12 protein-coding genes are annotated in these 12,179 nt (G+C 33.8%); all 12 read left to right on the top strand.

Annotated elements, in window-relative coordinates; genetic code table 11:
• The first annotated feature begins 19 nt into the window (after positions 1 to 19).
• Complete coding sequence (locus ACQ654_RS17375) at positions 20 to 541, top strand: rhodanese-like domain-containing protein (protein WP_430411622.1); 522 nt, start codon at positions 20 to 22, stop codon at positions 539 to 541.
• A gap of 7 nt (positions 542 to 548) precedes the next feature.
• Entirely contained in the window at positions 549 to 1,157 is a 609-nt protein-coding gene (locus ACQ654_RS17370) for a TIGR04282 family arsenosugar biosynthesis glycosyltransferase (protein ID WP_430411621.1), read from the top strand.
• A gap of 51 nt (positions 1,158 to 1,208) precedes the next feature.
• Entirely contained in the window at positions 1,209 to 1,937 is a 729-nt protein-coding gene (locus ACQ654_RS17365) for a T9SS type A sorting domain-containing protein (RefSeq protein WP_430411620.1), read from the top strand.
• Positions 1,938 to 1,953: 16 nt separating this feature from the next.
• Positions 1,954 to 2,766: a purine-nucleoside phosphorylase gene (locus ACQ654_RS17360; RefSeq protein WP_430411619.1), complete on the top strand. Its 813-nt coding sequence runs from the start codon at positions 1,954 to 1,956 to the stop codon at positions 2,764 to 2,766.
• A 252-nt stretch (positions 2,767 to 3,018) separates the two neighbouring features.
• Entirely contained in the window at positions 3,019 to 3,432 is a 414-nt protein-coding gene (locus tag ACQ654_RS17355; protein ID WP_430411618.1) for a DoxX family membrane protein, read from the top strand.
• A 15-nt stretch (positions 3,433 to 3,447) separates the two neighbouring features.
• Complete coding sequence (gene arsM, locus ACQ654_RS17350; RefSeq protein ID WP_430411617.1) at positions 3,448 to 4,416, top strand: arsenosugar biosynthesis arsenite methyltransferase ArsM; 969 nt, start codon at positions 3,448 to 3,450, stop codon at positions 4,414 to 4,416.
• A gap of 129 nt (positions 4,417 to 4,545) precedes the next feature.
• On the top strand, positions 4,546 to 5,958 hold the full coding sequence (locus ACQ654_RS17345; RefSeq protein WP_430411616.1) for a hypothetical protein: 1,413 nt from the start codon (positions 4,546 to 4,548) through the stop codon (positions 5,956 to 5,958).
• Positions 5,959 to 6,119: 161 nt separating this feature from the next.
• Entirely contained in the window at positions 6,120 to 9,254 is a 3,135-nt protein-coding gene (locus ACQ654_RS17340; RefSeq protein WP_430411615.1) for a carboxypeptidase regulatory-like domain-containing protein, read from the top strand.
• 26 nt (positions 9,255 to 9,280) lie between these two features.
• A complete protein-coding gene (locus ACQ654_RS17335; RefSeq protein ID WP_430411614.1) occupies positions 9,281 to 10,162 on the top strand; it encodes a sterol desaturase family protein in 882 nt (293 codons plus the stop codon).
• A 5-nt stretch (positions 10,163 to 10,167) separates the two neighbouring features.
• Positions 10,168 to 11,067, top strand: coding sequence for a DUF547 domain-containing protein (locus tag ACQ654_RS17330; RefSeq protein WP_430411612.1), 900 nt, complete (start codon positions 10,168 to 10,170; stop codon positions 11,065 to 11,067).
• 39 nt (positions 11,068 to 11,106) lie between these two features.
• On the top strand, positions 11,107 to 11,883 hold the full coding sequence (locus tag ACQ654_RS17325; protein ID WP_430411611.1) for a TIGR04283 family arsenosugar biosynthesis glycosyltransferase: 777 nt from the start codon (positions 11,107 to 11,109) through the stop codon (positions 11,881 to 11,883).
• Between the two features lie 85 nt (positions 11,884 to 11,968).
• Entirely contained in the window at positions 11,969 to 12,103 is a 135-nt protein-coding gene (locus tag ACQ654_RS17320) for a helix-turn-helix domain-containing protein (protein ID WP_430413034.1), read from the top strand.
• Positions 12,104 to 12,179 lie beyond the last annotated feature (76 nt).

Raw genomic sequence — 12,179 nt, 5'->3', positions numbered from 1 at the left:
TTAGAGAACATTGCATAAAATGAAAAATAAAATATACTTTATAATTCTTTTCAGTTTCGCTTTCGCGAATGGACAAACCGCGCTCGACAGTCTACTACAAAAAGAAAATGAAGAATCCATTCCATACATTACAGTAGAAGAATTAATCCAAAAAGAAAACATTGTACTGCTTGACAGTCGTGAAAAAATAGAATTTGAAACCAGTCACATAGAAAATGCTATCTGTGTTGGTTATGACAAATTCAAACTCAAAAAAATTAAAAAACTACTTCCAAAAGACAAGAGTAAACCTATTATTGTCTACTGTTCTTTAGGAATTCGCTCAGAAGATGTTGCCGAAAAACTCAAAAAAGCAGGATATACCAATGTGTACAATCTCTACGGTGGAATATTTGAATGGAAAAACAAAGACAATCCTGTAATTGACAACAAAGGCAACGAAACCGAAAATGTGCATACCTTCAATGAAGATTGGAGCATTTGGCTCAAAAAAGGTATCAAAATCTTCGAAAAGAAAACATCTAAAAAAGATCCACAATAAACAAAACATGGGTAACAATTCAACGCTTCTCATGACGTTTACACGAAATCCTGAACTTGGGAAAGTGAAAACGCGCTTAGCAAAAGGCATTGGCGAAAAAGCCGCTTTAGAAGTCTACATCAAACTATTAGAACACACTGAAAATGTACTTCAAAAAATAAAAACGGATAAATGTGTATGGTATTCGGTTTCTATTCGACAGAACGACATATGGCCCGATGATTCATATCAGAAGAAGGCGCAATTCGGTAATGATCTAGGCGAACGTATGTTAAATGCGTTTAAAGATGCTTTCCAGCATAACTACCAAAAAGTAATTATCATAGGAAGCGACTTGTACGACTTACAACCAAAACATATTGAAGAAGCTATCAAAGCTTTAGACAATAATGACGTTGTAATTGGCCCAGCACAAGATGGCGGATACTATTTATTAGGTATGAAAACACTACATGAAAAAGCGTTTTCATCTAAAAATTGGGGAACAGAAACTGTATTAGCAGACACGCTAAACGATTTACAAACGCAAACCATTCATCTACTAGAAACATTAAACGATATTGACCACGCGGAAGATTTAGAACCATACGAGGCTTTTAAAAACTATTTACTATAAACTACGTAACGTGATTCAACCTAAGAATATGCGTTCACAAAAAAGCTAACTATGAAAACAAAATTACTATTGTTCGTATGCGCAACATTTGGCGCACTGCAAATTAATGCCCAATGCTCACGATCGGGAAGTTTCATGCAAAGCGATCCAGCTTACAGCATTTCAGGAACTGGAGGAATTACATTTGAACTCAACGGAGACAAAAATGTTGTCTTTGACTCTAACTTTATGACGGTTCAAGGTGTCGATTTAAGGGTATATTTATCCAAAACAGATGATATCTTGGCAGTTGGTTCGGATGCAATTGAAGTCACAACTTCTCCTCTATTGGGCGACAACGGAATGACATCACCTGTATTATCGCCAATCACAGGAATGAAAACATTTGTCATCAATCAAACACTATATCCAAATGTAAACTTAAGCACCTATGATTATGTTGTAATTCAATGTATTGGAATCAACGAACGTTGGGGATATGTAAACATGGCGGCGGCTAACGGACCCGATTGCAACTTACTAAGCGTAGCTGAAAAAAGTTTACAAGAATCAATTGCTGTATATCCAAATCCTGCAAATGACTATTTTGAAATCACAAACAATTCCCCAAACCCAATCTCAGTAAACATATACGACATCTTAGGAAACAGGGTAATTACCTCAGAAACATCACGATTAAAAAAGCAATCATTTTCTTTAGCAAATTTAAATTCTGGTGTATATTTAGTCGAATTAAAAAGCGACAATCAAAAACTCGTAAAAAAGCTGATTAAGCGCTAAAAACGCACATACATTTATGTTAAAACACATCACAGAAACAACAGAATATTTAGTAAGCAAAGGATTTGAAAACCCTGAAATTGGTATCGTACTCGGAACTGGTTTAGGAAAACTCATCGATCATATCGACATCATAGCGGAAGCGCATTACAACAACATTCCTTACTTTCCATTGGCAACGGTAGAATTCCACACAGGAAAACTCATCTTTGGAACACTCGCAGGAAAAAAAGTAGTGGTAATGCAAGGTCGTTTTCACTTATATGAAGGCTATGACTTTGTAGATATTACCTATCCAATTCGCATCATGCATCAACTCGGAATCAAAAAACTATTGGTTTCAAATGCTGCAGGAGCCATCAATCTTGATTACAAAAAAGGTGACATCATGATCATTGATGATCATATCAACTTACAAGGCGGATCGCCATTAGCATTCAAAGGTGTAAGTCAATTTGGAGAACGATTTGCAGACATGAGCGCACCTTATGATACTGACATGATTGCAAAGGTGGAACAAATTGCCGCAGCTCAAAATATTGACATACAAAAAGGTGTCTATGCAAGTGTTGTTGGTCCACAATTAGAAACGCGTGCCGAATACAGAATGCTCAAAATTATTGGTGCAGATGCTGTCGGAATGAGCACAGTTCCTGAAGTAATAGTTGCCAATCATTTAAACGTTCCTTGCTTGGCAGTTTCTGTATTAACAGACGAATGTGATCCTGATAATTTAGCACCTGTAAACATTGCCGAAATCATTGAAATTGCAGGAAAAACAGAACCAAAAATGATTACACTCTTTAGTGAACTCATCAAAATAATATAAATTTGGGCGTGCCCAAAACGCTTCACTTCAAAAGGTGAAGCGTTTTCGTCGCGTCTTCGCTAGTCGCTTTTGCTCATCATGCTGAATTTGATTCAGCATCTCACAAAGAGCTCCAACAATAGCTCAACCGCTCATGCGAAATAATGCTGAGTTGTGAGAAAAAAAACAAATCAACGAATTACCAAAGAAACAACCCAACAAAAAACAGATAACAATAGCAAAGCGACAACCCACAACTAAAAACTAAAAACCATGAACACCAACAAAAAAATCGCTCTACTCACCATCAGATTATTGCTAGGTTTTATTTTCTTCTTTCAAGGATTTGGTAAAATATTCAAATTTGGAGTAGACAATGTGTATAACAACTTTTTTGCAAAAACATACGACGGTATTTTACCCGAATTTCTATTGCAAACAACAGCCTATTACACATCATATATTGAATTTTTTGGAGGTATTTTGTTAATAATTGGACTAAAACGCGACTACACATTGTATGCTTTGGCATCTGTGTTAATAATTGTAACTTTCGGGCACGGTTTAGTAGAACCTGTTTGGGATGCATCACATGTAATGTACAGAGCAATTTTATTGTTGGCTTTGCTCCTATTACCGAAAGAATGGGATCATTATCGACTAGACACTTTATTCAAGAAAAAATAAATAAACATACAATTAATGAGTTATTTAGAAACTACACACGACGTATACAAAGAAGCGGCTTTAACGCCAGATGTTGGACTTTGTTGTACAACAAACCCAATTTGGGAATTGCCAGGTTTAAAAATTCCAACAATCATGCAGGAAATGAACTACGGCTGTGGAAGTACAGTGCATGCGCGTGATTTAACCAACAACCCAACCATGTTATATGTTGGTGTTGGTGGCGGAATGGAATTATTGCAATTTGCCTATTTCAATCGTCAAAAAGGCGGTGTTATTGGTTTGGACGTTGTAGACGAAATGTTAGAAGCATCTCGTAAAAATTTCATAGAAGCGGAAGCACAAAATGATTGGTTCAAAAGTGACTTTGTAGATCTTAGAAAAGGTGACGCATTAAACTTACCTGTGGAAGATAATAGTATTGATGTTGCGGCACAAAACTGCTTGTTCAACATCTTTAAAACGGATGATTTAAAAAAGGCGATTGCCGAAATGTACCGTGTCTTAAAACCACATGGAAAATTGGTTATGAGTGATCCAACATGTGAGCAACCAATGAACGAAACGTTACGTAATGATGAACGTTTACGCGCATTGTGTTTAAGCGGAAGTTTGCCAATTGCAGAATACGTAAAAATGCTAACAGATGCAGGATTTGGAACGATTGAAATTCGTGCTAGAAAACCATATCGTATTTTAGATTCGAAGAATTACCCAACAGAAGAATTAATCTATATAGAATCAATTGAAGTTGCTGCCATCAAAGATCCAATGCCAGCTGATGGACCGTGTATTTTTACAGGAAAAGCGGCAATTTACTTTGGAACAGAAGACTATTTTGATGATGAAAAAGGACACATTCTACTAAAAAATCAACCAATTGCTATCTGTGACAAAACAGCACAAGCACTAGCCGATTTAGGAAGAGACGATATTTTTATTTCAGGTTCTACCTACCATTATGATGGTGGCGGATGTTGCTAGGCAGAAGTAAAAACATATCAATTTAACATACAAAACACCGCATTTCACTAACTGAAATGCGGTGTTTACGTATTGGTCATTTTCTGGTCATGTAAAAGCACTTAGTTTTGTTTCTCAAAACGCAACAAAATGAAAGGATATCTATATGTATTTTTTTGTTTGTTTTTTTCCGCTACAACTATTGGACAAACTATATCCGATGAAGCAAGAGAGTTAAAGAGGAAAAAAGCAGATCATTACATACTTTTAAAAGAGAGATTTATAAGTATTCATACACGTCAAAAAAAGTATACTGTTTTTAGTGAACGATTCAAATTATATCGTAGAAAAATAATTGCAGATGCACTATTACGTCAGTATTCAGGCAAAACAAATAATTTACAAGATGTTGCCGAAATTGCACCCTATAATTTTGACCAATTACAACATAAAAAATTTACTGCTTATCAAGGAAATTTCAAATATGAGTTATATCAATTTAATAAAGAATTTTTCATTTTAGAAGAATTTCATACTACCATGAATGATTATGGTAAAAAAGAATGGAAGTTAAATAAGTTGGAAATGCTACCATTTACATTCATACAATTAAAAGGCGAAAGAAAAATTTTAACGCTCATTCATCATACACATCAAAATTATATCATTCCTAAAAAAAATAAGTTAGTATTAAAAATTTGGACACGTTATCAAGGACAAAGCATGTTTCTTTTAGATTTTATTCAAACCCAATCATATTCGCCAACATACGATAGTAAAAAACTATATTCTATTTCATCACACCTATTTCAACTCGATAAATATTATCATATTATAACTAAAAACAAAAAGAAACATGTATACAATTATCGCGGTGAAGATGTGTTACAGAAAAGCTATGACTCCATTATTTTAGGTAATTTCATTATTGGTTTTAAACATAAAAATATTGATGTGTACAATCAAACATTTCAAAAATTTAAACTCCCAAAACTACAAGCTGTTCATCTTAACAGTAATAATCGGTACAACTTACAAATCATTCAAAACAATGAATTGAAAAAAATTCCATTGTCTAATAATACTTCTGAAAAATATATCCTTTCAAATCCAACACCACCATATATGCCGCAACTAACATTGGAAATGATGCTAAAAATAGAAGAACGCACCCATGAATTTGCCTTCTCTCATGATTTCTCGTTTGACACACTAACCATTTCAAAAAACGGCATAAAAGACATCTACTTTCTTAAAAATCGAAAAAAAGAAATAATCTCGGATCATTATTCATACATCATTGCCGAAGTAAACAACGGAAAGTATAATTTATTAGATATCAGAAACCCAAAATCCAATTTACTCACGTCAATGGATGAAATTAAACGTGTTGGCAGTTATATCTGTTTTAGAAAAGATAATTTATACGGTTACTACGGAATTCACAAGAAAGGGCGTTTTAAAAAACTGGAAGCATTTCAAGGTTTTTTCGCAAAGTTTGAATTGCCCAACGGACAAAAAGGTTGGCTCGATAGAAACGGAAAAGAATACCTAAGCTTTTAGCAATCACACAACTACCGAAACATCCTATATTCACTGACGTTATATATACTTTACGATTACAATTTCTGGTTCATATAAAATTCAAAAAAACACGTTACAACTGTAAGTTTAGCCCAAATTTGAAGACTAAAAACTTCTATTATTGAATATCAAACCATTACATGAATTACACGTTACTACGCATAACCTTGTTATGCTTTCTTTTTCCCCTAATACTATGTGCTCAAGAAACGACAGGTCGTTTAGAAGGTAAAATAAATGACTCCAAAAATCAACCGATTGTATTTGCAAATATCATCATCACGGATACGGAAACCAACTTCAAATATGGAAGTATTTCACAGGAATCTGGGTTTTACATTGTAAATAATCTTCCGCCAGGAAATACATATAAAATTGAAGTTAGTTTTTTAGGATATCATACAGAAACACTTGAAAATATTACCATAAATCTTGGAGCTACCACTACAAAAGATTTTATTTTAAAAGAAGAAGACGAAGCCTTAGATGCTGTTGTTTTGCAAGTTGATAGAGCAAATCTTAGAAAAGATAATGAACAACTCATCTCTAAAAAAACAATTGCACAAACACCAAGTATTAGCAGAAGTATTCAAGATTTAACACGAACACTTCCTGAAGCAAACCTAAACTCGTTTGCTGGCGCGAGTAACCGATTTAACAACCTAAATATTGATGGTGTTGCTAATAATGATGTTGTTGGTTTTCAAGAACCTGCAAGTGGTGCCGCCGGATCTTCCGCAAATGGAACGCCTGGAAGTTTATCCAAAACACAACCAATTGCTTTTGGCGCTATCAAAGAGCTTTCTGTAAAAACGACACCTTTTGATGTCAGTATTGGAAATTTTACTGGAGCAAATATAAATTTGGTCACGAAAAACGGAACAAATACGACGAAAACTTCTATCTATGGTTTTGGAAACAATCAAAGTTTGGTTGGGAAATATGCTGATGGAACACGCCAAGAAGTAAACAATTTTTATGACATTCAAGTTGGTGCAAGTATTGGTGGCGCCCTAAAAAAAGACAAGCTATTTTATTTTATCAATGTTGAACAATCATTAAGTAGTTTGCCTGTATTAAATGCGCCTGGAAGTGCAACTTCTAATATTGACTTTGAAACGGTTCAGTTGATCTCTGAAACTTTACAATCGCGGTACAATTACGATCCAGGAACGTTTACAAATGCCGAACTAAAAACAGCGAGCACAAAGGTTTTTGCACGGTTAGATTATAATATTTCAGACAAACATAAATTGACACTTCGCAATAATTATGTAAACAGTTTTTCAGACAACTTAGAATGGAATGAATCTATTTTTAACTTTGGAAATCAAGGATATCGACACAACAGTATTGCTAATAGTTTAACTGCCGAATGGAACGCAAACTTTAATAATAATACGTCAAATGTAGTATCCATCGGATACAATAAAGTAACGGAAGACAGAGAGTTTGACGGACGAGTATTTCCACATTTATTGATTCAAGATGCTTCAAACCGAATCTTTGCAGGAACCTACCGAGAAGCTTCTGTCTACAGCACAAATTTAAATACGTTTCAAATCACAAATAAATTTACATACACAAAAAATAATCACACATTTACGTTAGGAGCTTTATTGCAATACAACGATATTGATTACGGATTTCTATCTGCATGGAATGGACGCTGGCAGTACAATTCTGTGGACGATTTTGTAAACGACAGACCTTCACGAATTAGAGGTGTGTATAGAACTTCCAATAATAATTTTGACTTTGTAAGCAATACGCCTTCGGCAACTTTAGACATTTTAACAACAGGATTTTATGTGCAAGATCGAATTCGTTTTAATGACCGATTAACGGTTGCTGCGGGAATTCGTTTAGACAGTCAAGCACTTTTGGATGAATTGCCTGTAAGTGACGAAGTGAAAAACACACCCGAATTTAGTCGTTTTGAAAATACGATAAATGCAACGCCACAAATAAACCCAAGACTTGGTTTTAACTATTATATCAACGATAGTAAAAAAATACAATTGCGTGGTGGAACTGGATTATTTACAGGTCGTATTCCGTATTTATGGTTCGCTTACGCGGAATATATCTCGGGAACGGATTATTTTAATGTAGATATTCGCCCAACGGGAGAAACACAAATTGTTGAAAATGTGGAAGATTTGGCAAGTCAGCAACCAGGTTTAACGGAAATTAATTTAATTGATAATGATTTTGATTTGCCTCGCGAATGGAAAAGTAATTTAGCAATCGATTTCAAGCTTCCTAACAATTTCGGACTAACTGTAGAAGGAAGTTACACAAATGTCATCAATGGAATTTTCTTCAAATCGATCAATAGAAAAGATGAAACTACTACCTTTTCTGGCGCTGACAATCGCTCGTATTTTACAGCAACAGGAGAAGCTATAAAAGTGAATCCGAACTTTACTAATGTATTTTTATTAACGAATACAAACAAAGGATATCGTTACAATTTAACGCTTGGTTTGACAAAAAAAACGGAGCAATACAACGGATATCTTGGCTATACTTATGGAAAAAGTAAAGACATTTCAAGTACGGTTCGAAACTCGCCTGCCGCAAACTTTGAATGGAATCAATCGATAAACGCAAACAATCCTGATTTGTCGTTTTCTAACTTCGATTTACGTCATAAAATTGTGTCTTCACACAGTTACCAATTCAATATTTCAGACAAAAGCGATTTGCTCGTTTCAATGTTGTACAATGGAACTTCTGGAAGTCCGTTTTCGTTTGTAAATCAAGGAGATGTAAACCGTGATGGTTCTTCTCGAAACGATTTGGTATATGTTCCAAACGATCAAAGTGAAATCAATTTAGTAGCTATTACAGATAGTAATGGACTTGTAGTTGCAACGGCCGCTGAACAATGGGAAAATTTAAACAATTACATCAACAATAATGATTATTTACGTTCGCGTCGTGGACAATACACGGAACGAAATGGTGCAAAAACACCTTGGAATCATCGTTTGGATGCGCGTTTTGAATATGGAATTAATATAAAAGGAACACATCGAATCAGTTTGTCATTAGATGTTTTTAACGTGTTAAATTTGGTCAACAGAAACTGGGGAAAACAGGTTTTTGTACCAAATGTGGTAAACTCTAGTTTTAGTTTATTAAATTTTCAAGGAATTGAAAACAATCAACCTACATATCAATTTAATGTGCAAGATGCGACTCCGTGGGTTGTTGATACCGAAAGCTCACGCTGGAAAGCACAATTTGGAATAACCTATCAATTTTAACGAATCATACGTATCTTTGTGAATCTATGGAAAAGTATTTAGAAATCATCAAACAATCGTATAGTGGCTATTGGAATTACTTCCAAGGACAAGTATTTTTTCAAAATTTGGAAAACTATTTTTATGGTTTAATTGTGATTTCGTTACTCGTTTGGTTTTTAGAAATTGCGTTTCCTTGGCGAAAAAATCAATCAATCTTTCGTAAGGATTTTTGGTTGGATACGTTTTATATGTTTTTCAACTTTTTCATCTTTAACCTTATCATTTTTATTGCGCTTTCAAATACTGCCGCAACATTTTTTAATGATATTTTAGGACTTGTTGGTTTGTCAATTGATAGTTTTCAATTGTTTGATGTAGACAATTTACCAACGTGGTTAGGTTTGATTATTTTCTTTGTAGTTGCAGATTTTGTACAATGGAATACACACAGAATGCTACACAGAGTTAACTTTTTATGGAATTTTCACAAAGTGCATCATTCTGTAAAAGAAATGGGCTTTGCCGCACATTTGCGTTACCATTGGATGGAAACGGTTGTATACAAATCTATGTTGTATATTCCAATGGCAATTATTGGCGGATTTAGCGTGAATCATGTTGCTTTTGTATACTTTTTCACCATTGCTGTTGGACATTTAAATCATGCCAATTTGGGTTGGGATTATGGTGTTTTAAAGTACATTTTCAACAATCCAAAAATGCACATTTGGCATCATAGCAAAGAACTTCCTGTAAGATATGGTGTAAACTTCGGACTAACGTTAAGTGTTTGGGATTATTTGTTTAAAACGAATTACGTTCCAAAAAACGGACGCGATATTGAGTTAGGTTTTACAAATGACGAATCGTTTCCACAAGATTTTTTACAGCAAGAAATCTATCCTATCAATTTAAAAAAAGAATAACTTTTATGAGACAATTTATCTTTACATTATTTATTTCTACGTTATGTATAGCATGTGGAACACAACAAGAAACAGTTGAAAACACGAAGAAAGAAACAACTCCAATAAACGCAACGATTATAGATTCAGTAAATGCACAACATGATAAAATCGCGCCAAGCGACTCTTTAAATACAACAAAACCAGTAAAAGGAGATACCGATGGTTACACAACTGATAATGGAGAAACGGTAACAACTGAGGTTGTCCCTTATGAAAAACCAACATTTAATCATGATTCTTGGGACAAATTACTTCAAAAATATGTTTCAAGTGAAGGAAATGTAAACTACAAAGGTTTTAAAAATGATCGAACAAAGTTACGTGCATACATTGCTTCTTTAGCAGAAAATGTGCCAACGAATGATTGGTCTAAAGAAGAAAAATTAGCGTATTGGATTAATGCGTATAATGCATTGACAGTAGATTTAATTTTACAAAATTATCCGCTAAAAAGTATCAAAGACATTAGAAATCCTTGGAAACAAGAATTATGGACATTGGGTGGAAAAAAATATGATTTGGAAACTATTGAGCATAAAATTTTACGTAAAATGGACGAGCCACGAATTCATTTTGCAATCAATTGTGCTTCGTTTTCGTGTCCGCCATTATTAAATAAAGCATTTACGGCTTCAACAATGGAACCGCAATTAATGAAAGTGACCAAAGACTTTTTAGCAGATGCCAAACGAAATACAATTACAAAGGACAATCTTGAAGTTTCAAAAATATTCAAGTGGTTTTCAAAAGATTTTAAACAAAATGGTTCGTTGATTGACTTTCTAAACACATATAGTACTGTAAAAATTAGCAATGACGCAGCTATTGATTACAAAGATTACGATTGGACGTTAAACGAATAATACAAAACCATTACGTTCATAATTACGTATGTACTACAAATGAAGCGCCATACAATTTCGATCATAATACCAATTCTCAATGAAGCTAAGCATATTGTTTCACTCCTTCAAACGTTGTTGGAACGTGTAAAATATACGCATCATGAAATTCTACTTATTGATGGCGGAAGCACGGATAAAACTGTTGAAATTGTCTCTGATTTTATTGTAAATTTTCGCAGATGGCATCATACAGAGACTAACAGATGTGTAGATAATTTGTTTGAAACTGAAAAACCTACAATTCAAATTCAGCTTTTTTCTTCTGATAAAGGACGTGCAAAACAACTAAATTTTGGCGCGCAAAAGGCAACAGGAAATATTTTGTATTTTTTACATGCAGATACATTTCCACCAAAACATTTTGACGAATATATTCTTCAAGAAATACAGAAAGAAAATAAAGTTGGATGTTTTCGCATGAAGTTCGATTATTTGCATCCTGTCTTAATTGTTTCGCAGTTTTTCACACGTTTTAATGTAAATTGGTGTCGTGGTGGCGATCAATCGTTATTTATTGAAAAATCACTTTTTGAGTTGTTAAATGGTTTTGATGAATCGTATATTATTTATGAAGATTGTGAATTTATCAATCGTGTATATGAAAAAGATAAGTTTACTATTATTCCAAAAAGTGTAAAAACGTCTGCTAGAAAGTATCGTGAAAAAGGCACTTGGAAACTGCAGTATCATTTTGCCATGATTCACATTAAAAAATCAAAAGGCGCCACTCCTGAAGAATTGTATACGTATTATAAAAAGAATATTTCTTGTTAGCTTAAGGAATACTAAAAAGAGTGCTTTTATTGTATCAAGTGTTCTCAGTTGATAAATGAACAAATTCTATTAGAGATAAAACGAAATCTATATAGGGACTAATAATCAAATAAAGCAAATTGCATTTTACTTAGGATATGAAGACACTTCCTATTTTATTCGCTTTTTCAAAAAACATACTGGGCTTTCTCCTAACGTCTACAGAAACAAATTTAAATAAGTACCATATAACTCTTTTTTTTGTCTTACTTTATGTTTTAACACAGTAGTAGCTTTGCAAACAACTGGCAAATGAA

The sequence above is a fragment of the Kordia sp. genome, from assembly GCF_965283645.1.
Classification (GTDB): Bacteria; Bacteroidota; Bacteroidia; order Flavobacteriales; family Flavobacteriaceae; genus Kordia.
This window is presented reverse-complemented; position numbering and strand designations above follow the sequence as displayed.

Bases quoted from the DNA above. Each gene is read 5' to 3' on its own strand.
- ACQ654_RS17375 (WP_430411622.1), top strand. From the start codon at position 20: ATGAAAAATAAAATATACTTTATAATTCTTTTCAGTTTCGCTTTCGCG.
- ACQ654_RS17370 (WP_430411621.1), top strand. From the start codon at position 549: ATGGGTAACAATTCAACGCTTCTCATGACGTTTACACGAAATCCTGAA.
- ACQ654_RS17365 (WP_430411620.1), top strand. From the start codon at position 1,209: ATGAAAACAAAATTACTATTGTTCGTATGCGCAACATTTGGCGCACTG.
- ACQ654_RS17360 (WP_430411619.1), top strand. From the start codon at position 1,954: ATGTTAAAACACATCACAGAAACAACAGAATATTTAGTAAGCAAAGGA.
- ACQ654_RS17355 (WP_430411618.1), top strand. From the start codon at position 3,019: ATGAACACCAACAAAAAAATCGCTCTACTCACCATCAGATTATTGCTA.
- arsM (WP_430411617.1), top strand. From the start codon at position 3,448: ATGAGTTATTTAGAAACTACACACGACGTATACAAAGAAGCGGCTTTA.
- ACQ654_RS17345 (WP_430411616.1), top strand. From the start codon at position 4,546: ATGAAAGGATATCTATATGTATTTTTTTGTTTGTTTTTTTCCGCTACA.
- ACQ654_RS17340 (WP_430411615.1), top strand. From the start codon at position 6,120: ATGAATTACACGTTACTACGCATAACCTTGTTATGCTTTCTTTTTCCC.
- ACQ654_RS17335 (WP_430411614.1), top strand. From the start codon at position 9,281: ATGGAAAAGTATTTAGAAATCATCAAACAATCGTATAGTGGCTATTGG.
- ACQ654_RS17330 (WP_430411612.1), top strand. From the start codon at position 10,168: ATGAGACAATTTATCTTTACATTATTTATTTCTACGTTATGTATAGCA.
- ACQ654_RS17325 (WP_430411611.1), top strand. From the start codon at position 11,107: ATGAAGCGCCATACAATTTCGATCATAATACCAATTCTCAATGAAGCT.